Source organism: Pseudocolwellia antarctica (genome assembly GCF_049933045.1).
Classification (GTDB): domain Bacteria; phylum Pseudomonadota; class Gammaproteobacteria; order Enterobacterales; family Alteromonadaceae; genus Pseudocolwellia.
Genome location: NZ_CP187926.1, coordinates 810858 through 832429, shown reverse-complemented (window position 1 = coordinate 832429; position 21572 = coordinate 810858). Strand labels below are relative to the sequence as shown.

Here is a 21572-nt window from a genome sequence, read left to right as displayed (position 1 = left end):
AAGGCAAAGCAGCTAAAGCTATCTAAATGTGGGTATCTAAAGTTTTTACGTGGAGTTCACTTTCTATTATCTCTATAATGCGCTTATTATTCGATACATATTTTAACTATGACTACTATTTCTTCTATATCAGAATTACTTTCTTTATCAGGTTCTCAATTCAGAGTTTACGATCTTGGCCGAAAAATAGATAAAATATCTAAAGACACCTTTAATAAAATAGAATTAAATCAGCTACCCTACCCTTACCCTACCCAGGCTAATGCTTGTTTAGCTATCGTATTTTGGCAAAAAAATTCACAACAACCTTTTATTTGGTTTATAAAATTACCGCTAGATGAAAGAGGTTTATTGAATCAAGGTGCAAGAAATCATTATATAGCCATTATTATTGAAGCACTTGGCAATAACATTACAGATACCCCGTCAGAAAAGCAGGAAGAATTACTTAAAAATAATCCTTATCATTTTACCCCTGCGCAATACAAATTAGCAGCATTAAACAGTATTGTTAACACTGAACTAAAACGAGAAATGAGCGAGCATCACGGCTTATTCACTCAATATATATCTGGCGATTTAGGCTGGGACAATTGGCAGAATATTGGTGTACAAGGTATAAACGACTTTGCTTCAAAAATTAATGAATCAAATAATGCGCAGCAACTAACACGCTCATTTAATTTATTGCCTGATGAAGTCATTAACCCTTTATGCACCGCACTAGAAAACCAGAAACTACCACTTGGCTTAATTGAAGCGATACTCAATAAACTTCAACAAGCAAACCTTGATGAAAACACAAAAAGTAATTTATTGAGAGGATTATCAAGCTCAAGTTCACACCCATTAGTGGTAACTTATATCAATTCATTACTTAAGCAAGACGAATCTTTATCAGTAAATACACTCATTTTATTTGCGGGGCGATTATGGGATGTTTTCGACAATACAGAAATCTTATTAAGCTATTTAGAAGCCATTGCTAAACATGATGATGTTGAATTATTTACAGAAATATTTAAAGATTTAGTTGCTATACCGTCATTGCGCCCCAAAGTATTTGAAGTAATGAGAGCTCCAGAAAGAAGTGACGCCCTATCGCGCGCTATTGGTTATATTTTTCAAACAACAAATAAAGGCTAAACCTCATGGAAAACATTTACTACTTACTGATTGTTGGCCTTGTGTTTTGGTATTTTATTCATTTAAGAAAAATATCAGAATATGCACGAAACCACATCAATCACTACTGTAATACCGAAAGTTTACAATTTATATCACTCGCGAGAAAATCGAGTAGGATCCGTTTCAGTAAACAGCATGGTCCTCATTGGATGAGTATTTTTGAATTTGAATTTAGTGGTGATGGTGAGTCATCGTACTTAGGTGAAATGCAGTTAAGAGGCTATAAAGTCGACAATGTTAATATGCCTCCTTATAAAATAAATTAATTTATAAGCCTCAAATTTTAAATAAAAAAAATGCGACTCAAAGAGCCGCATTTTTTAACTAGCTTATAAATTGCATCCTGCAATTAGTGTTCCCACATCATCCTTAATAACTATCCTTAGCATTCCCTAAACGAATCTTTCGTTGTCCTTCATACCTTCCTGGCAATAACTACTCCGAGTTATTAAATCTTTAGCATCATCCTTAATAACTATCCTTAGCATTCCCTAAACGAATCTTTCGTTGTCCTTCATACCTTCCTGGCAATAACTACTCCGAGTTATTAAATCTTTAGCATCATCCTTAATAACTATCCTTAGTTTTCCTTAAACGAATCCTTCGTTGTCCTTCATACCTTCCTGGCAATAACTACTCCGAGTTATTAAAAATCTATTTTTAGCATCATCCTAATGCACACATCCATGTATTATCATATACAGTATGTCCTTATAAATTCCTTTTGCGTAACTCCATTACTAATCAATCATCCTGACTGACTGTCTTCCTGACCAGAGATATAATACGCTTAAAAATAATTATGCGAACCATACTAAAGTAAAAACATTACAAAAATGTAAACGCTTACACACAAAAAAACACAATAACAATATAATTCAGCAAGTTAGAATGTAAACAAAATGTATCTAAGTACGAAAAAAGCTTTATATCCTACACTAATGTAAGACATGTCTTACATTGCCTTTCTTAATTAACCCAATTTTTTAATTATCTATTCAATAATCCAATAGATAATTATGATTGTTTATTCACTTTAAATTGATTTGTACAAAAATAAAACTATTTTTCATTCAACACTTGCATAAAAAACAATTACTGTATAAATTAACAGTTAATTGTTTTTAACCATTAAATCGCATTATGTTATTACACTTAAATATTCAAAATTTCGCTATCGTAAAAACACTAGATATTGATTGGCAAAATGGCATGACAACTATCACGGGTGAAACAGGTGCTGGTAAGTCTATTGCTATAGATGCCTTAGGTTTATGTTTAGGTGCAAGAGCGACAACTAATGTTGTAAGGCCTGAGACTAAAAAGGCAGAGCTAGCAGCTACGTTCGATATTTCAAAAAATAAACATGCTGCTAAATGGTTAAACCAACACGATTTAATTAGCGAAGAGAATGAATGTATATTGCGCCGTGTAGTATCTGCAGAAGGTCGATCTAAGGCTTATATAAACGGTAGCCAAGTTCCACTAACCCAATTAAAAGAAATTGGCGGTTTACTGATTAATATTCATGGTCAGCAAGATCATCAATTGATCATGAAAAATACAGAACAACGTAAAATGTTAGATGGTTACGCAAACCACAGCCATTTACTTAACGATGTTCAATACTACTTTCATAACTATAAAAAACTCAGTAATGAATTAGCCGTATTAAATGAAACGAAATTACAAAGAGATGCAAAGCAACTTTTATTACAATACCAAGTAACAGAGTTAGATGAGTTTTCACTACAAGATGGCGAGTTTGAAACTTTAGAGCTGGACTACAAACGTCACAGTAATGCTCAAGACATTCTGAACGATACCTTATATTCCATCCAAACTTTATCGGAAGACGATAACTTTAATATTATAGACTCGTTACGTAAAACAAACGAAAGCTTAACAACACTATCAAAGCTAGACGGTAAGCTTGAAAATATCGCGAATACAATAAACGAAGCACTAGTACAAATTGAAGATGCAAGTAGCGAATTAAAACACTATTACGACAATTTAGAGCTAGACCCTCAAACCTATGCACTTATTGAAGAACGATACTCTCAAGCCATATTAATTGCTAAAAAGCATCAAATAGCACCACAAAACCTCGCGAAATTTCATGCAGAGCTCACAGTAGAATTGAAAAACATTAGCTCTGATGAAAACAGATTGATCGAAATTGCTAGTGAAATTGAAAAAACTAAAATTAGTTATTTTGAAGCATCAAACATACTGACTAAATCACGAATTAAATCAGCACAAAAATTAAGTAAATTAATTAGCGCAAATATCCAAGATCTTAATATGCCTCATGGAGAGTTCAAAGTTGATATTCAACCATCAGCAAATGAAAAGATTTCTATCACAGGTAGCGACGATGTCTCATTTCTAGTAAGTATTAACCCAGGTCAACCACTAGAAGTAATGGATAAGGTTGCCTCAGGCGGCGAACTTTCAAGAATAAGCTTAGCTATGCAAGTTATTCTTGCTGAGAAAATAGTCACACCTACATTGATCTTTGATGAAGTTGATGTCGGCATTAGTGGACCTACAGCATCAATGGTAGGTTCTAAGTTACAAGCATTAGCTAAAAACACCCAAGTTATTTGTGTTACTCATTTACCACAAGTAGCAAGTAAAGGGCATCAACAACTATTTGTTGCTAAATTAACAGACGGATCACGTACCGAAACAACCGTAACGGAACTTTCTGAAAATGGTCGAGTCCAAGAAATTGCGCGTTTGCTCGCAGGTAACAAAATAACAGATACCAGTTTAGCTAATGCCCAAGAGCTTCTTGCAAGTTAATAGGTCATTAATACCGAACATTACATTTGAACTGGTTGAATGATCTCATGGCAATATTTAGGACAAATAGGTATAAAAGTTAGATAAAATTAAAATAGCTTTGTATATAAAGCTCACCTTAGTTATTATCTGCACTTACCTCTACATAGGAAGAATTTAAATACATGTTGTTTCGTGCTGTAACCCTTATTTTATGTTTATCAATTAGTGCTTGTTCAAGCTGGGTTTATAAATTAGATATGCCGCAAGGTAATTATCTTGGACAAAAAGACATCGATAAACTCCAAATAAATATGACCAAAGAACAGGTTAAATTTGTTTTAGGAAGCCCTGTAGTTGTAGATTCATTTCAAGATGATACTTGGCACTATGTTTACCGATTAAAATCAGGTAAAAGTGAAAAATATAACAAGAAAAAGAGCTTCACTGTCGTATTTGAAAATGACCGCTTAGTAAAAGCAAGTGGTGACTTTGAATTACCAGAATCGTATAACACACCAATGGAAAACTAAACCAGACCGTGTGATGAAATTTATATATTGAGATTGAAAATAATCCATTGATAAATTTTCAATAAAAAAGGCTGAAATTTCAGCCTTTTTTAATATCTGTGTTTTAACAATTACAGAATACAAACCCAAAACTATAATAACTTAACTCTACCGCCCGTTATTTTATTAGCTCTGCCCTCTTCTTTTGCTTTTTCAGCTCGGCGTTTTCGAACTTCTTTAGGATCAGCAAGTAAAGGTCTGTAAATTTCAATTCTATCTAAATCATTAAGCATATCAGTTAATTTAGCGGCTCTATTCCAAATACCGACAGCATTCACCGTTAAATCAATCTCAGGATAAATAGATATGATCCCTGAATCTTTAATTGCATTTTCAATAGTAGATTCAGCATCAACCTTTATTTCAATAATTTTTTGGCTCGTTGGAGTTCCGTATACAACTTCAACGCTAATTTTACTTTCCAACGTGCTCGACTCCATATTAACCGTAAACCTCTTTGGCTCGGCTTGTAAAAGACTTAACCATATTATTAGCTAATTGGTTAAATACTTTACCAAAAGCTAAATCAAAAACTCTACTTGAAAACTCATACTCTAACGCCAGCTCAATTTTACATGCTTCGTCGGACAAAGGAGTTAATAACCAACCACCTGTAAGTTTTTTAAATGGACCATCAACTAAATCCATAACCACTTCAGAATTACTTTTTAGCGTATTTTTAGTAGTAAACCACTTTTTAATACCACCTTTGGAAATAAGTAACGATGCCGTCATCGACGTTTCATCTTCAGTAACAACTTTACTATCAATACAATCAGGTAAAAACTGAGGATACGATACAACATCATTAATAAGGCTGTACATCTGTTCAACACTATACATTACTAACGCACTACGACTAATACTTGGCATTTATCCTCCAATTCTCAAGGGCGACATCATACCAAAACTCTACAAAAAACGCATTAATATGAAAAATGATAAATAAGCCGTTTAAATACTACTGATTCCCCGTATAATGACGCCGCTTGCTATCTATTTTGGCAAAAAGAATGGAACTAACATGGCAAAAAAACAGAAATCAAATAACAATACCATTGCACAAAACAAAAAAGCTCGTCATAACTATACTTTAAGCGATAAGTTTGAAGCAGGTATGAGTTTGCAGGGTTGGGAAATAAAATCAATCCGAAGTGGTAAAGTAAACATATCAGACTGTTACGTACATATTAAAGATGGCGAAGCGTATTTGCTTGGTGCTGAAATAATGCCCCTCAATGCAGCATCTAGCCACGTAGTATGTGATCCAAACCGTGATCGTAAATTACTATTAAACCGTAGAGAATTAGAGCAAGTTACCGCTTACGTAGAGCGTGATGGCTACTCACTAATCGCTACGGCTATGTATTGGAAGGCTTGCTGGGTAAAATTAGAGTTCTTCATAGGTAAAGGTAAAAAAGACCACGACAAACGTTCTGATATTAAAGACAGAGAATGGGCGGTTGATAAAGGTCGTTTAATGAAAAACAAAAACTTAGAGCGATAACTGGTTAAAAATTACCACGTTGTCTATTTAAACTAAGCGTTGTACAATGCACGGCATAAGCTATTATAGCTTATAGAAAAAAGAGTAAACTTTGGGGCGGATTTAGGATTCGACAAGATTCACGAAACCCAAGGTGCATGCCGAGGGGCGGTTGGCCTCGTAAAAAGCCGCAAAACTATAATTGCAAACGACGAAACGTTCGCACTAGCCGCTTAGGCTAGCCATCGCCTCAAAAATTGTCCTGTTGTTTAGAGGATCGATGGTCACCCCAAACAGGATAGCGAGGGAAGCACGCTTAAGGCTGAACCGCGAAATAGTATTAAGCTCACCATGACGAAGCCTGTCGATTGGCGTCCAATTGGTTAAATAAATAATCGACTAAGCATGTAGTACCGAGGATGTAGGTTTTTTGGACGGGGGTTCGATTCCCCCCCGCTCCACCAATTTTAAAGATTAAGACGCGTCCTAGCGTCTTTTTTTATGCCTAAAATTCAATAAACAGTGCCTTACAAGCGCATTTAGTGGTTTTTAACGCTTTTTAATAATTAATGACATTCAGCATTTTTAGGGGTACTGTTAAGGGGTTCAAGACTAATTCATAAAAGTGAACCCCCTAAAATGGCTAAAATAACGAAACCTTTAACAAATACAGAAGTTAAACAAGCTAAAGCTAAAGAGAAGCCTTACAAGCTATTTGATGGAGCTGGTTTAGTATTAAAGGTAAGAGTAAACGGCTCAAAGTCTTGGTTGTTTATGTACAAAAAACCATTCGTTTCAAAACGTGCTGAATTAGTTTTTGGTATGTATCCAAGTATTAGCCTAGCTGAAGCAAGGGAATTAAGAACAAAGGCAAGCGAGTTATTATCTAAAGATATTGACCCTAAAGAACACAAAGACGAACTAAACCGCCAGCAACAAGAAACCCTAAGTAATACTTTTGAACAAATAGCCGCTAATTGGTTTCAAGTTAAAAAAACAGAAATTAGCACGGATTATGCTAAAGACTTATGGCGGTCATTAGAATTACATATCTTTCCAGCGTTAGGAAAACACCCAATTAGTAAAATAACTGCCCCCCTAACAATTGATGTTATCAAACCGATAGCGGAAAAAGGTAGTCTTGAAACAGTTAAACGACTCACACAGCGCCTAAATGAAATAATGAACTATGCCGTTAATACTGGACTTATTCATGCTAGCCCATTAACAGGAATAAAAGCGGCATTTAAAAAACCTGAAAAACAACATATGCCCACCCTAGCCCCTGATCAATTACCTGAGTTAATGAAAACAATTAGTTACGCCAGCATAAAAATAGTTACTCGCTGTTTAATTGAATGGCAACTTCATACCATGGTTAGACCAAGCGAAGCGGCTGGCGCTAAATGGTCAGAAATAGATTTAGAAAATAACCTATGGCTTATTCCTGCCGAGCGCATGAAAAAGAAGCGTGATCACACTGTACCGCTAACAAAACAAACAATAGAACTATTAGAACGCTTACAACCTATAAGCGGTCACAGAGAATACTTGTTTCCTGCCGATAGAGATCCAAAGAAACACGCCAATGAATCAACCGCAAACGCAGCACTAAAGCGCATGGGCTATCATAAAAAGCTTGTTGCTCACGGTATGCGCGCATTAGCCAGTACCACATTAAACGAACAAGGTTTCGATGCTGATGTAATTGAAGCAGCACTAGCACACGTAGATAAAAATGAAGTTAGACGTGCTTATAATCGTGCTAAATACCTAGAACGTAGGCGAAAGTTAATGTATTGGTGGTCTGAGCATATAGAGCAGGCGCAAACAGGCAAGTTTATCCTAAATCCTAATCAAAATTTAAGGGCAGTTTAATATGGACGATGAAACAGCGTTCGAATTTATTAGTCGTCCATTAGAGAAGTTAGCGATGTCATATTATAAAGATAAATCTAGCTTTACCAAAAAACACCAATTAATTCTTAGCTATATTGAATCATTAGAGAATAATTCATTAGCTAATAATTTTATTGCGGAAATATTATTTAAAAATATGAGTGCCGACCTGAAGCCTGAAATTAAAAAAAAGAGAGCAGGTAATCCTAATAAAATAACCATAGACCCTATAAAAATTGATTATTATGTTCTGAAAACATCAAAAAACATGGCATCCAAATTATTGGGAGTAGATAGAAAATCAGTTAGTAACCTTATGACAAATTCTACTGCTATGATTACGGATGAACGTGTCAAAGCTTTTATGGATAAGTTATACCTAAATGAATTTGAAAACGACCTTTCAGCATACAAAGATAGGGTGGGAAGTAATAAATAATATTTCCCAGTATTTATATTAAAGAATGTGTTTAAAATCCCATATCAGTTACTAAAAACCAATACAGGTACTGATATGAAAATTAAAAAAACTATTGAACTAATCCGTAGAAAGCCAGTTTTAACATTAACGGCTAGATCTAAATCAGCATTACAACTAGATGAAAAAGCGGGGCTATTTTGCCCTCCTGTATCAATCGGTGATCGTGCTGTTGCTTATATCAAACATGAAGTAGAAGCTGTTATTCAAGCTCGCATTGAAAGTAAATCAAAAGAAGAAATCAAAGTACTTGTACGTGATCTTATCCAACAGCGCAAGCAAGTAGCTTAGGAGGCAACATGGATAATTTATTATTTACTGCCCCTGATGGCGCATTGCCTGAAATAACTAGCCCTGCTTATGAATTACTTTTAATTCTATCTGATGGCAATAAACACGCAAGAGATCACCTTTGTAATGAACTAGGTGGCGGCTTCAGAGCTTACCTACAACAGCTAACTGGTGAGTACTATCAGCACTGGCTTATTCATACCGAACAGGGTGAATTTAAGGGTAAAAAGCAAACTTACTACAATCTTGATGAACGGCACTTTTCTTGTGATTGGGAGCAAGACAAAGACGCGCGAACCATTGCCCGAAAACAATATAAAGACCGTTCGTATTACGGCACTAAAAACGCTGTTAAACGCCTTGAACAAGCCAAGCAAGAAAAGGCCGAAGCTGACAAGGAATATCAACAGCGTATAGAAAGTAAAAAGCCCACTTAATTAAAGTAGGCTTTCGTATGAACTGGCTAGTGGATGAAGTTTGACCGCTAAAGCACTAGCCACAACACAAGAGATAGTAGCAAATGTTCATCATAAAAGATAATTCACCAGCAAAATACAACCATCTAAATATTGAACTATTAACCATTAATAATCGTTATAAATTTCAAACGATGGTTTTACACAAAGGTTTCACTAACACAAAGTTAACCTGTATCCCTTTAATAATGGGTAGTAATCAAACTAATAAAAGCACTGTTTCAGCTAGGTTATTATGTATTCTATCTATTAAAAGAATAACTAAAGGGGCTAGAGATCATAATCAATTAAAAGTGTGCCTACATGTACACTAAATTAGGCACTGATTATAGACTTTATAACGGGAACTATTATGAAGTTAACGCTAAAAATAGTGGTATTAATGAACGAATATTAAACAGTTTCTTAGGGCAATTGGCTGTAATGGAAAACCGCCACAATAAGTTATTCGTTTATATTTTTATTCTTGATGTAAAAGATAGTTATGATACAAATGCTATTATGAAAGCCTTTAATATTAAGCTAGATAGACACTTGGCTAAATATCAAAAAACTAAAGAGATGGCTTATCATTGGGTAAGAGAAAAAGTTGATAATAAACCTGAGCACTACCACCAAGTATTAATACTCAACGGCAATAGAATACAAAATATCAAACATATTTATCAGCCAATGATCGATATATGGAAAAGCGTAGGCGGTAGCAACATACACCGACCAGTAAACCCATATTACAACTATAGACGGGGAGACTATCAAACTTTGGCTGATATCATTTACCGAGTATCATATTTCGCTAAAAATGCGACCAAAGGTAATAAACCAGCACAAACCAAAAACTATGGTACAAGCCGTATTAAATAAACGTTAAAATATAATGGGTTTGAAAAATTAATTTTTTAGTTACAGGCTTATTTTTGAGAAATGATACCAATCCCACCTTGTATTCCTCGAATATTTATATCTTTTAATTCATCCCCATTCATAAATTCGACACTTAGTGAAACGATCTCAACCTGGCTAGCATTTGTATGATAGAAAACGTTGCTCCATCCATTATAACCACCCCAAATAACTTCATTGGGTTTAAAAGGGCCTGTAGCTTGTAAATAAGTATGACTTTTCCCTGAAATTTCCCCGAACACCAAATCGTTAACTCTATTCTTAAATATCACCTTAAACGTCGCATATTTTACAATACGTGATTCATCAATGTTTTTATAAGTAATAGATACATCAATACCATTCGCAAAATTACGTTCAGCATTTATAGCGGAAATAGCAATAGGTGAATTTAACGTTTTAGCTGATTCAACCTCAGCCTCAGACGGTGAACTTGATAAAGCTGAGAGTCCCGATAAAGCTTCCATATCAGCGGCTATTTGAGCACAACCATTTAAAGCAAAAATTATAATTCCAGATAATAAACATTTATTTATTCGCATGTTCTCTCCTTTAAAACAACTTTAACACCTATTTTTAATAAAAAATCAGATTGAATCTGAACGTATTAAACAACGTATATTGAATATATAATTAATTAAACATCAATTCAAAAAGTTGTAAGTTTACTTAGTTCTTGGATCCGCATCTGAATATGGCATATCGTTTGGGCGAGTTATGATGAACTCATCTCGACCGCCTGATAACTTGTCAATAACATAAACTTTCAAATTATAACGAAAGGGATTTTTCAATCCAATTGACTTTATGTTCCACCAGTTCCCTGTAGAATGTCGAGGTATCTCAGCAATATCATCGCGGCCAGAACGTCTATAAACCTCAACTTCATCAGTGAGTACAACAAATTCAAAATATTTATTGTTAGCCGCACCTATTGTAGAACGCTCTATAGTCACTGATAACAAGCCTCCTTTATCTATACTATTTCCAACATTGACTTGTTCAGCATGATTAGGTGTACGTCCTACTAAACTATCAGCTAATTTATTAAGTTCAGTATCATACAATAAAAATGGTGCTTCATATTTAATACTAACGCGCCCAGATGTTTTAGGGTTTTTCTTTTGTACAATATTATGCTCAAAAATTATTTTTTTACTAAAGTCATAACCTAACCCCATGTTTCCCGTATTTGAACAGGAACACAAAAATAATGAAACGGTTACTAATATTAAAATCTTCATAAAATTCAACTTATAAATAGGTAGAGGTTTGTTAGACTTCGAGTCGTTAATATATCAATAACGGCTCAGATTAACTAAGCATATATTCAGTGTAAGAACGTAATATAACTTAAAATTACAACCTGTTTTTCGTACAAGAAAAAAATGATACACTGTAAAGAAATCATTACAAAAAGACTTTTAACATGGCAACCACGAATAAAGTACCTAACAGTAAATATATGGCTGGCGACATTAGAAACTTAATTAACCAAGCCATTCAAACTGAGTTAACCAATTTACCCAGTACACTAGCCGACATTAAAGACCCTGTTCAAAGGTTAAACTTCTTAACTAAACTAATGCCTTTTGTTTGTGCCCCAATTAAACAAGTTGGCGTTATTACAGCACGTAGGGAAACTGGCGAAGATGATATTTTCTCTAGTTAGTTTTTCAGAGTAAAATAAGAATGCCTAAAGGTCATCATTACGGTAGAAAGCAAACCAGAGCTTATACAAGCGAATATCACCGCATAAATGCTAATGTGTTTAAGTCATTACTTACTAAGCCATTAGGATTTTATTCACTCAATGCTGAACAGCTTAGTAATGAACATCAAAAATTAAAGCTAGAAGAAAATAAAAATGGCGTTCGTTATGTAACATTCACAATAAAAGACAAGCCTCATAAAATAGCCTTAAAGCTCGATAACAATAGCGCCAGCAATAAACTATACATAACTTGCCCCTACTGCCAAAAACAACGCCAAAGCCTTTATGCGATTAAATACGCCTATGGTTGTAGGCAATGTATCGGCTTACATTACGCAACGCAAAGTGAACGCCCACAAGACAGACTGATGAGGCGAATAAGAAAGTTAAGAAAAGAGTTATGGGGTTATGATTGGCCTGAAGTGAATAACATGTTTGCGCAAGTTACTTTTTGGCCTAAACCTAAATGGATGCGCTGGAAAACATTTGAACAAAGGCGAAATAAGATAACCGAGTTAGAAAAACAATATTGGCCTATGGCAGTTGCTCAAATGAAAACAACTTTTGGTGATCAATTTATGAGTGATTGTAGTTAATATATGGGGTGACAATAACAGTTAAGGGGGTTAGTTAGGGGTTCACAACAAGCATAGATACAGGATAAGCATATATAACAACCACTTAAAACATCAATTCAGATGACCCCCGCTCCACCAATTACAAAGATTAAGACGCGTCCTAGCGTCTTTTTTTATGCCTGAAATTTGATATTCACTGGCCTGTAGCTATATAGCACTATCAATAAGGATTATTAACGACCAGTGACAATCAACAATTTAAGTAGTCCATTATGTAGTACCTAAAAAATCTCATGTAGTACCTAGTGACATGGCAAAGACTAATCCGCTGACAAATACCGAAATTAAGCAAGCTAAGCCTAAAGAAAAGGTTTATAAGCTTTCAGACGGTAAAGGCTTACAGTTAAGAATAAAACCCAATGGTAATAAATCTTGGCTACTCGATTATATAAAGCCTCATACTAATAAACGTTCTTCAATGGGTTTAGGTGGTTATCCTGAAGTAAGTCTTGCTGATGCTAGAAAGCTTAGAGATAAAGCAAGAGAGCTAATAGCTAAAGATATAAATCCCAAAGAACATAAAGATAAAAATAAACGCCAGCAACAAGAGCAACACGCTAATACATTTTTTCATGTTGCTACCAATTGGTTTGAAATAAAAAAAAAAGAAATAAAAGCTGACACAGCCAAAGATGTTTGGCGTTCGCTAGAGCTTCATATACTTCCTGCGCTTAGCAATTACCCCATAAGTAAAATTACCGCTCCTATCGTTATTGAAGAACTCAAACCCATAGCGGCAAAGGGAACGCTTGAAACTGTTAAGCGACTATCACAGCGTTTAAATGAAATTATGACTTATTCTGTTAATACAGGGCTAATACATGCGAACCCATTAACAGGTATAAGATCGGCATTTAAAAAACCAACTAAACAAAACATGCCAACGCTTACCCCAGATGAATTACCCGAATTTTTAAAAACATTAGGTTACGCCAGCATTAAATTAGTCACTCGCTGTTTAATAGAATGGCAATTACACACAATGGTTAGACCAAGTGAAGCGGCTGGCGCTAAGTGGTCAGAAATAGATTTAGAAAATAGGCTTTGGGTTATTCCTGCCGATCGCATGAAAAAGGCGCGTGAACATACCGTACCATTAACAGCGCAAGCACTAGAAATACTTCAAAGACTACAACCTATTAGCGGTCATAGAGAATATGTTTTCCCTGCCGATAGAGATCCTAAAAGACACGCTAATGAATCAACAGCAAAGGCATAACTTAAATAAAGCGCAGTTAGTTTTGATAAGGCATATTTATAACGCAACTGAAATGCACTTTCAGAAAAAGCAAAATCATCAATCGTATCTTGGTATTCTGCTAAGCCATCACTTTTAACACTATAATGTCCTATGCCATTTGCTTTACCAATGAGGGGCTCAAACTTTAATCGTAATTCTTGTGTGTCATCAATTTGATAATTTAAGCTAAATTCAATTCCTTGTTCGGTGAAATTGTATTCATTTATAATATTGTCTTCATCCCAATCTATCCAGCTATCACTATTATATTGTGAAACAGCAACTCCTAGATTAATGTTTTCGCTAAATTGATGAATAATGCTCGCTTCAAAATTATAAAACTGCCCACCCCAGCCTTCACCACCTACTTCTATTTCAGCTTCATATTTTCCCCAAAAGTATTCTGGAGACGATAAGTTTAACGTAATTTTATTAGCTGATGGAAACCATATTGAATGGTTGCCACGTGTCGTTAAATCATCAAATCCAGAGGAGGTATATTTCAGTTCAACTTCATATTCAAACTCTGTATTGGTTACGACTTCGACACTTCCTTTAATTTCTGTTGGTAGCTTTTCACCTTGAACGTTTGTTTTAAATTCAGAATCTAAAGAAAAAGTTATATCTCGAATTTGCTCGATAGACACATTGGGGATTTTGTATTGATACCCGTATTCAAATTGTTTTAGGTTGATGCGTTTAACGTAACCAAGGTCATTCAGTTCTAAATCATCGCCATATACAAAATACTTAAATTCGTGGGAATGCTGTTCATTTATATCTGAACTGCCTGTTACCCACCAACCACTGTCTCGAAGTAAAACATCATCAACTTCTGACTCGGTTCTAATAACACCAAAATTCAATGACGTATCTTCTGACACGGCATAATGAAGATCCGACGAGGCTACCGTTGCTACTCTGTTAATACTTGGTGTATCAACCCGGTTTAACGACACACCTATTTTATTTACACCTAAAGCGTACTGCCCTCTTAGTACAAAGAAGTCACGACCTTTGTTTTGTACTGTTGAACTTTCAAATGCTGATATTAAACCAACATCAAAATCAGGTTGATTCATTGTATATTTGACGGCTGAATCTAATTCATTTTTGTAACTCTTATCATAATATGACTTTCCACCAATTCTTGGTGTGTACACTATATTCAAGTCTTCAGGACCTTCTACATCAAAAATGCTTTGATTGTCATTAAAAAATGGACGCTTTTCAGTAGAAAATGTCTCAATAGCAGAAAAGTTAACGACCAGTTCATCTGATTCAATTTGACCAAAGTCAGGATTGAGTGTCGCACTTAATTTTTGTCCATAACCAGATTGCCAAAAGGTTTCTGTACCAACAGAGCTGTTATTTTGACCCGCTTCTATGTCTCTATTCCACGAAACATAAGGGAAAATGTCCCACTTTTCTGGGCTGTCTATCTTTGCAGTGTGCATTGTAAACTGTTGATAAAAGCTGTTCATGGAAGAGGTAGCTGCCGATGAGGCATAAATGGCGTTGGTGCTTTCATCAAATCGGCTAATATACATTCCGAAGCGATTTTTTTCTTTTATGCTAAATGACATTGCACTCCATGGAATGAAAACTTCTGCCGACCAACTTTTATTATCAGCGCTAATTGCGTATTCCCACGAAGCATTCCAATCTAAATCCAGATCCTTATCTACATTTAGCATGCCGTCAAAATATTTACCTTGGTGATTTATTGCAAATACATAAGCATCTTGAGCGTTATTATTCATATCCAGCATGATTTGAAAATTCAGCATCATTCTCTTGAGTTCTAAGCCTCAGAGGCTTCGATTTATTTGCGGTTAAACCAATATAAAGACCTGTTTTGGCTGTTACTATTTTGTAAGAAAAATTATTGTTTATCTTATTTAATGTTTGGGGAGATACTTCATAATTAGTGGTTTCACTCAGAACATCATTCCAAATGGCGTCATCAAGCTTTCCATCAATATCAACTGCATGCGCACAAGAGGAGAAAAACGACAGAGTAGAAAACGCAATGATATAATTTATCATTATAATATTTAAAGCTTTCATCATTTACACCCTCTGATTTAATTATAATCAGTTTAACGTAAAGATAATAAAGCCTAGATTACTAAAACATTAATTATTATTAATAATAGAAAAAGTATAAATTTAGTCTAATCGTAACCAGTATTAATGGGCGCTTAAAGTTATTACATACTAAAAATAACTCATCAGCTACCTTCTTGTTAAATAAAAGTTACTCTGCATTGAAGTACCTCTATTCTATTTTGTGATCATTTACATAATACTAAGTTTAAAAATATAGATCCTTGCTCGAGTTAAAAATTAACCAATAAAAAAGCAGATACTATAATCAGTATCTGCTCTACATCTGTTAGAAAGCACTTCATTATGAGCCCATCTCTTATCTAAACATCAAAAGAATTAAGCTTGAGGTTTAATTAAGTACTTCTCACCTGTAGCTTGTTTAGAATAACCTGCTATTGATTCTAATTTTAATATCTCAGCTAAAGACACTTCATGGGTGTATTTACTAGCAAATGTTGTGGTTATTTCATCTGCAACACGTTTACGCATTGTCATTACCGTTTTAGTACCTAACTTACCTAGTGCATTGAATAATAAGAATCCATTTACAGCCCAAGCAAAACCGAAGTTACGATTTAATGTAATAGGACCACGGTTTAATGCGCCATAAATATATACTTGTTTGAAGGTATCTGAACCATAAAGGCTGTGCTCTTTCATATCGCGAGCTGCTGCAACTTCCATACAGTTAAGAATATCACTTGTTAATTCGCCGCCACCAATTGGGTCAAACGCGATGGTTGCGCCTGTTTCAATAATAGCCGCCGTTAAGTCGGCAATGAAAGACTCGCTACTTGAGTTAACAATATATTTTGCGCCCATATCACGTAACAAAGTTTCTTGTTCTTCTTTACGTACAATATTAATTAAGTCGATACCGTCTGCAATACAAATGCGATTTAACATTTGACCAAGGTTAGAAGCAGCCGCTGCATGAATAATAGCTTTATGACCTTCAGCACGCATGGTTTCAACCATAGCTAATGCAGTAAGTGGGTTAACAAAAGAAGATGCGCCCTCTTTCGCTGTTGTGCCTTCTTTCAATTCTAAGCAACTTTGCACATTAGCACAGAGGTATTGGCGATATGTTCCGCCACCAATCACAGCAACAGTTTTACCCATTAATGCTTGTGCTGCAGGCGATGATCCTGCGGTAACTACAGTACCTGCACCTTCATTTCCCACAGCAATTGCTTTACCAACACGTGTTTTAAGAGATGGCATAAACTGAGCAGGAACATCAGCTGTAATAACTGGGCTTTCTTCAGTGCCTGATTGTGTCGCTGTTGTCATATCAGCAGCACTAAATAGAACGCCTAAATCAGAAGGGTTTAACGGAGCAGCTTCGATACGGATAACAACTTCATCGGCCCCTGGTTGTGGCATTTCGATATTTTCTAAGGCAAGTGTTAGTTTATTATCTTCATTGATTGTTGAAGTAAGCTGAATATTTGTATTTTTCATGGGGTTTCTCCTGCAAATAATTAAATTTGTTTAACCAATAAGCTGATTGTCATTGGTTGTATTTTGTTTGTCGTTAAATCTTTATCACTAAATATTATTTAGCATGTGCCGCTTTGATCTGAGCTCTCACCTTTTGGATAAACTCAGGTATATTTGCCAAACGATCTGCTTCTATACTTTTAGCAATGTCAGATTGGCTCATTGAATCATTCCACTCTTTCATTCCTGGTATATCGGCTAGAACATCCCATTCAAGTTGGCTAGAGCCGAAATTGCTCACAATAGTATTTACGTAATAAACATAGATATCAGCCATGGTAAATTGTTCGCCCGCAATCCAAGGAGAGAACTTACACAAACGACTCAAAGCTGTAACGCCACGACTTAATACTTGACGTACTTCAACTTTAATCGATTCAGGAACTTCTGCGCCTGAAAGTACATAAGGTATAAATCGTCTGCTTGGCAATTCAAAATAAAGCTCGGAAATTTTCATAATTTGACGCACAGCAGCGCGTTCTTCAGCATTTTCTGGGTATAGCGGAGTTTCTGGGTGAGTCTCTTCAATAAAGTCACAAATAACGCTAGATTCTGAAAGAGTAAAGCCTTCAGGTGTTGAGATAACGGGTACTTTGCCAGCAGGGCTAATTTCAAGTAACTCTTCGCTACCACCGTAAACAAGGTGTTCATCAAATGGCAGGTTTTTATATAGAAGTACATGTTTCACTAGATTGTAATAGTTGCTAGCGGCAAAACCGTGGAGAGTAATCATAAGTCAGTATTCCATCATTAACGTGAAAATTGCTTTTATTTGCTCAAAAGTACAATTAAAGCTTCTGTATTTAAAACATTACAGCAGAGTTAGGCTGTAATGTTTAACTTAAATCTATTATTACCTATTTAAATATGATCATATATAGGTGAAAATACCAATCACTATTGCTTTAAAGACAACAATAAAGCGAACTCATCTACATATTTATGGAGAAGTTAGTTGGATCAACTACGCGCAATACGCTATTTCAGTACAGTTGTAGAAACAGGCAGTTTCACAAAAGCGGCTAAGGTCTTTAATGTACCTCCATCATCATTGTCGAGACGCGTAGCTGATTTAGAAAAGAGTTTAGGAGCAACCTTGCTAAAGCGCTCTACCCGAATTGTTAAGCTGACAGAAGTAGGACAAATTTATTATAAAGATGTACAGCAAATACTGAATCAACTAGAACAAAGTAATGAGACTGTACGTAGCTACCAAACAACACCAATGGGACGTTTACGTATAAGTTCGATGGTAGGTTTTGGTGATAAAATATTACTGCCTTTATTAGATGAATTCAGCGAGTTATATCCTGAGATTATATTAGATGTTAGTTTGAGCGACGAGTTATCAACACTTGGGCGTGATGATGTCGATATTGCTATTCGCGGTGGTTATGCACCCAATGAACGAGTGCTAGCAATACGATTGATGGACAATGGCTTTATCCCTGTCGCTTCACCAAGCTATTTAGAAAAGTACGGCATGCCTAACAATGCGATGGAACTAAAGGAGCATAAAGGTCTTTATTTCAAAACACCTACAGGAGCAACACCTTGGTTATGTAACGTAGATGGCCAATGGCATGATGTATCAGGACCCGCCGTAGCTATTTCAAATAACGGACCTTGGCTAGCAAGAAAAGCCTGCAATGGAGAAGGTATTTTTATGTCTACTCGATGGGCGTTAGCTTCACTTCTAGAATCAGGCAAGTTACAAGAACTTAAGTTTGAACATGAGTTAGCCATCACTCAAAGTTCTAATTTTGCCGTTTATTTGTTGTATCAAAAACAACGTTATTTAGTACCTAAAGTAAAAGCCGCCGTGGATTTTTTAGTTGAAAGAATAAAAGTCGGAAATTAAAAATAAGATAACATTGCGTATTATCAATCTACAATCAGCTTACAGTTTTAATCATAGTAAGATGAAATTTTAAAGCGTTGTTATTATTTTTCGCTTTTTCTACGAATTTACGTATAAAAAAAGACGCCTCTCAGCGTCTTTTTTAATTTATGTTTAAACTAAGTTATTTTAAAAAATCATTTTAAAAATCATTTAGCTCGTAGGTCTAAAATAGGCATATTCTGACCACCTAACATGGTTGAAGGTAATTTACCGTCCCAGTTTTGAGCTTCTGTTAACTTAACAATTAACGGGTTATCACCTAACGCTTTAGCTTTTGCCGTAATAGCTTCTGCTTCTGCTAAGCCTTTTATGCGAATAGATTCAGCTTCTGCGATAGCCACTAATTTAATACCGTCAGCTTTTGCTTTGGCAGTGTTTACATCTCGTTGTGCTTCTAAGTTTTGTCTGGCAAGTTTATGTTCTTCTGCTGCCGCTAAGTTCTTTTCAGTTTGCTTAGTTTCAATAGAGGTTAAGTACTTAGCTGGTAATTGAATGTTTTCAATTTGAATGTTATCAACGGTTACAGGGAAGTCTTTCATCTCTTCGATTAAGTTAGCTTCAATTGCTTGGATCGCGCTCGCTCTGTCTTGAATAAGTTTCTCAGCATCAAAGCGTGGGATCACGTCTTTAGTTGCCGATCTAAATCTTGGATCTAAAATTCTACTTTCAAATTGTGAAAGACCACCGTATTGTCTAAATAACTCTAATGCTGCAGTTTTATCTACCGTCCAGTTAACAGAAACGCTAACCGTAACAGGCATTTGTTCTTTAGTGCTAGACGCCATTCTTTCTTCATTTTTACGTGTTCTAACTTCTATTTCTTCAACACTATCAATAAAAGGTACTTTAAAATGTAGTCCTGGGTTTACTTGTTCTTTAGCTTCGCTGAAGCGTTTTACTATACCAATGTGTCCTTCATTCACTGTATAAATAGATCCCATTAGCGACACTAAACACGCTGCTATCGTTATAATAGTTTTTACTGGAATATTTAATTTTTGAAAATTCATTTGTTCATCCTTAAGTTATCAACCGCATGATAAATATCACGCGCGCTATAATAACTAAAGCCATGATGTATAGAAACAGTTTACTTAACGACTGAAGAGAATAAATGTTGGGCGGTAAATACAAAAAACTCATACCCCTTTCGGAGTATGAGTTATATAAGCTAGTTATTTAACAGGTAGAATTATAAGTTAAAGCCTAACTTTTTAAATTCTTTTCCAACAATTTTTGCTGGTAATGGAATGTACCCATCTTTCTCAACAATCTTTTGACCTGATTTAGATAAAACCATCTTCAAGAATTCAGCATCCATAGGAGATAAAGGCTTGTTAGGATGCTTGTTTACGTAAACATATAAGTAACGTGATAACGGGTACTTGTTATTCACAGCATTTTCCATGTTAGCTTCTACAAAGTTATCGCCTTTTTTAGCTAAAGGTAATGCACGTACACCAGACGTTTTATAACCAATACCTGAATAACCGATACCGTTTAAAGAAGCTGATACAGATTGCACTACTGAAGCTGAACCTGGTTGCTCGTTTACTGTATTTTTGAAATCGCCTTTACAAAGCGCTTTCTTTTTAAAGTAACCGTAAGTACCTGATACTGAATTACGACCGTATAATTGAACGTCTTTACCTTCCCAAGCGCCAGTTAAACCTAAGTCACCCCAGCGATCAACATTCTTATCTGCGCCACATTTTCTGTTGTTAGAAAATATTGCATCTAATTGGTCAATACGAAGACCTTTAATTGGGTTATCTTTATGAACAAATACCGCTAAAGCATCAATCGCTACACGAACAGCGGTAGGCTTATAACCATATCTTTTTTCAAAAGCTTCAATCTCTCTCGACTTCATCTTACGGCTCATTGGACCTAAGTTTGAAGTTGCTTCAGTTAAAGCTGGTGGAGCAGTAGAAGAACCTGCCGCTTGAATTTGTACATTTACATTCGGGTAAGTGCGTTTAAATTCTTCAGCCCAAAATGTCATCATGTTAGCTAAAGTGTCTGAACCTACTGATGATAGTGTTCCTGAAACGCCACTTACTTTTTTGTATTCTGGTAAATTATTATCAACCGCTAAAGTTGAAAGACTTACTAAACTTGTAAAACTTAAGATGCTTAAAGCACGTTTAAAACCCATGTCATTCTCCGACGTAAATAGTTATATATAGTTGGTTGCGATCTACTGTATAAACGCAATATGAAAATTATATGGGAGATATGTGACAGTTAGATGACAGGTGAAATAAAAAAGAAATAAAAATGTAATTTGGAAAAAGATTAGATTTTAAGTGAATATAAAAACAATATAAAAGTTACGGTAAGTAAAAAATAACAAAATAGAGATTCAGAGATAAAAAA

At 35.3% G+C, this 21572-nt stretch carries 23 protein-coding genes, 1 other RNA gene and 1 pseudogene; 15 read left to right on the top strand and 10 right to left on the bottom strand.

What is annotated here, in order from left to right; genetic code table 11:
- The first annotated feature begins 108 nt into the window (after nucleotides 1-108).
- From ACPUVN_RS03620 to ACPUVN_RS03605, 4 genes are all read left to right on the top strand, one after another.
- Nucleotides 109-1146 (top strand): DUF3549 family protein, encoded by a 1038-nt coding sequence (locus tag ACPUVN_RS03620; RefSeq protein ID WP_426357968.1) that lies wholly within the window; start codon nucleotides 109-111, stop codon nucleotides 1144-1146.
- Nucleotides 1147-1151: 5 nt separating this feature from the next.
- Entirely contained in the window at nucleotides 1152-1454 is a 303-nt protein-coding gene (locus ACPUVN_RS03615) for a DUF3301 domain-containing protein (RefSeq protein WP_426357969.1), read from the top strand.
- Nucleotides 1455-2331: 877 nt separating this feature from the next.
- Nucleotides 2332-3999 (top strand): DNA repair protein RecN, encoded by a 1668-nt coding sequence (gene recN / locus ACPUVN_RS03610; RefSeq protein WP_426369982.1) that lies wholly within the window; start codon nucleotides 2332-2334, stop codon nucleotides 3997-3999.
- 164 nt (nucleotides 4000-4163) lie between these two features.
- A complete protein-coding gene (locus ACPUVN_RS03605) occupies nucleotides 4164-4511 on the top strand; it encodes an outer membrane protein assembly factor BamE (protein WP_426357971.1) in 348 nt (115 codons plus the stop codon).
- Between the two features lie 131 nt (nucleotides 4512-4642).
- Here ACPUVN_RS03605 and ACPUVN_RS03600 read toward each other — a convergent pair whose 3' ends face one another.
- Entirely contained in the window at nucleotides 4643-4975 is a 333-nt protein-coding gene (locus ACPUVN_RS03600; protein ID WP_426357972.1) for an RnfH family protein, read from the bottom strand.
- A gap of 16 nt (nucleotides 4976-4991) precedes the next feature.
- Nucleotides 4992-5423 carry an SRPBCC family protein gene (locus tag ACPUVN_RS03595; RefSeq protein WP_426357973.1) on the bottom strand — a complete coding sequence of 144 codons (432 nt, stop codon included), beginning with the start codon at nucleotides 5421-5423 and terminating at the stop codon, nucleotides 4992-4994.
- Between the two features lie 151 nt (nucleotides 5424-5574).
- Between ACPUVN_RS03595 and smpB the strand changes: the two genes are divergently transcribed.
- The 7 genes from smpB to ACPUVN_RS03560 all read left to right on the top strand — a co-directional run bounded on the left by smpB (nucleotide 5575) and on the right by ACPUVN_RS03560 (nucleotide 10044).
- Entirely contained in the window at nucleotides 5575-6057 is a 483-nt protein-coding gene (gene smpB, locus ACPUVN_RS03590) for an SsrA-binding protein SmpB (protein ID WP_426357974.1), read from the top strand.
- Nucleotides 6058-6150: 93 nt separating this feature from the next.
- Nucleotides 6151-6500, top strand: a transfer-messenger RNA (tmRNA) gene (ssrA, locus tag ACPUVN_RS03585).
- A gap of 175 nt (nucleotides 6501-6675) precedes the next feature.
- Nucleotides 6676-7914, top strand: coding sequence for an integrase domain-containing protein (locus tag ACPUVN_RS03580; RefSeq protein ID WP_426369981.1), 1239 nt, complete (start codon nucleotides 6676-6678; stop codon nucleotides 7912-7914).
- Nucleotide 7915: 1 nt separating this feature from the next.
- The gene (locus ACPUVN_RS03575; RefSeq protein ID WP_426369980.1) at nucleotides 7916-8374 is read left to right on the top strand and encodes a hypothetical protein; all 459 of its coding nucleotides are present in this window, start codon (nucleotides 7916-7918) and stop codon (nucleotides 8372-8374) included.
- Nucleotides 8375-8449: 75 nt separating this feature from the next.
- Nucleotides 8450-8704: a helix-turn-helix transcriptional regulator gene (locus ACPUVN_RS03570; RefSeq protein ID WP_426369979.1), complete on the top strand. Its 255-nt coding sequence runs from the start codon at nucleotides 8450-8452 to the stop codon at nucleotides 8702-8704.
- A gap of 8 nt (nucleotides 8705-8712) precedes the next feature.
- Complete coding sequence (locus tag ACPUVN_RS03565; protein ID WP_426369978.1) at nucleotides 8713-9141, top strand: hypothetical protein; 429 nt, start codon at nucleotides 8713-8715, stop codon at nucleotides 9139-9141.
- Between the two features lie 342 nt (nucleotides 9142-9483).
- Entirely contained in the window at nucleotides 9484-10044 is a 561-nt protein-coding gene (locus ACPUVN_RS03560) for a YagK/YfjJ domain-containing protein (RefSeq protein WP_426369977.1), read from the top strand.
- A 47-nt stretch (nucleotides 10045-10091) separates the two neighbouring features.
- Here ACPUVN_RS03560 and ACPUVN_RS03555 read toward each other — a convergent pair whose 3' ends face one another.
- Both ACPUVN_RS03555 and ACPUVN_RS03550 read right to left on the bottom strand, forming a co-directional pair.
- Nucleotides 10092-10625, bottom strand: a complete 534-nt coding sequence (locus tag ACPUVN_RS03555; protein ID WP_426369976.1) for a hypothetical protein — start codon at nucleotides 10623-10625, stop codon at nucleotides 10092-10094.
- A gap of 123 nt (nucleotides 10626-10748) precedes the next feature.
- The gene (locus ACPUVN_RS03550) at nucleotides 10749-11264 is read right to left on the bottom strand and encodes a hypothetical protein (protein ID WP_426369975.1); all 516 of its coding nucleotides are present in this window, start codon (nucleotides 11262-11264) and stop codon (nucleotides 10749-10751) included.
- Nucleotides 11265-11512: 248 nt separating this feature from the next.
- Here ACPUVN_RS03550 and ACPUVN_RS03545 point away from each other — a divergent pair, with 248 nt between their 5' ends.
- The 3 genes and pseudogenes from ACPUVN_RS03545 to ACPUVN_RS03535 form a co-directional block, all read left to right on the top strand.
- Nucleotides 11513-11755 (top strand): hypothetical protein, encoded by a 243-nt coding sequence (locus ACPUVN_RS03545; protein WP_426369974.1) that lies wholly within the window; start codon nucleotides 11513-11515, stop codon nucleotides 11753-11755.
- Between the two features lie 20 nt (nucleotides 11756-11775).
- Nucleotides 11776-12393 carry a hypothetical protein gene (locus ACPUVN_RS03540; protein WP_426357981.1) on the top strand — a complete coding sequence of 206 codons (618 nt, stop codon included), beginning with the start codon at nucleotides 11776-11778 and terminating at the stop codon, nucleotides 12391-12393.
- 292 nt (nucleotides 12394-12685) lie between these two features.
- Nucleotides 12686-13645: pseudogene (locus tag ACPUVN_RS03535) on the top strand (integrase arm-type DNA-binding domain-containing protein); the annotation flags it as partial.
- Here ACPUVN_RS03535 and ACPUVN_RS03530 read toward each other — a convergent pair.
- The 4 genes from ACPUVN_RS03530 to ACPUVN_RS03515 all read right to left on the bottom strand — a co-directional run bounded on the left by ACPUVN_RS03530 (nucleotide 13582) and on the right by ACPUVN_RS03515 (nucleotide 18023).
- Nucleotides 13582-15132: a DUF5916 domain-containing protein gene (locus ACPUVN_RS03530; RefSeq protein ID WP_426370547.1), complete on the bottom strand. Its 1551-nt coding sequence runs from the start codon at nucleotides 15130-15132 to the stop codon at nucleotides 13582-13584. The pseudogene ACPUVN_RS03535 and the gene ACPUVN_RS03530 sit on opposite strands and share 64 nt — an antisense overlap.
- A gap of 298 nt (nucleotides 15133-15430) precedes the next feature.
- Nucleotides 15431-15745, bottom strand: a complete 315-nt coding sequence (locus ACPUVN_RS03525; protein WP_426357984.1) for a hypothetical protein — start codon at nucleotides 15743-15745, stop codon at nucleotides 15431-15433.
- Nucleotides 15746-16123: 378 nt separating this feature from the next.
- Nucleotides 16124-17251 (bottom strand): zinc-binding dehydrogenase, encoded by a 1128-nt coding sequence (locus ACPUVN_RS03520; RefSeq protein WP_426369973.1) that lies wholly within the window; start codon nucleotides 17249-17251, stop codon nucleotides 16124-16126.
- A 94-nt stretch (nucleotides 17252-17345) separates the two neighbouring features.
- On the bottom strand, nucleotides 17346-18023 hold the full coding sequence (locus ACPUVN_RS03515; protein ID WP_426369972.1) for a glutathione S-transferase family protein: 678 nt from the start codon (nucleotides 18021-18023) through the stop codon (nucleotides 17346-17348).
- Between the two features lie 222 nt (nucleotides 18024-18245).
- Here ACPUVN_RS03515 and ACPUVN_RS03510 point away from each other — a divergent pair, with 222 nt between their 5' ends.
- Nucleotides 18246-19151 (top strand): LysR family transcriptional regulator, encoded by a 906-nt coding sequence (locus ACPUVN_RS03510; protein WP_426369971.1) that lies wholly within the window; start codon nucleotides 18246-18248, stop codon nucleotides 19149-19151.
- Between the two features lie 188 nt (nucleotides 19152-19339).
- Here ACPUVN_RS03510 and ACPUVN_RS03505 read toward each other — a convergent pair whose 3' ends face one another.
- A complete protein-coding gene (locus ACPUVN_RS03505) occupies nucleotides 19340-20203 on the bottom strand; it encodes a prohibitin family protein (RefSeq protein WP_426369970.1) in 864 nt (287 codons plus the stop codon).
- A gap of 182 nt (nucleotides 20204-20385) precedes the next feature.
- Nucleotides 20386-21351 carry a PstS family phosphate ABC transporter substrate-binding protein gene (locus ACPUVN_RS03500; protein ID WP_426357989.1) on the bottom strand — a complete coding sequence of 322 codons (966 nt, stop codon included), beginning with the start codon at nucleotides 21349-21351 and terminating at the stop codon, nucleotides 20386-20388.
- Nucleotides 21352-21572: the final 221 nt, after the last annotated feature.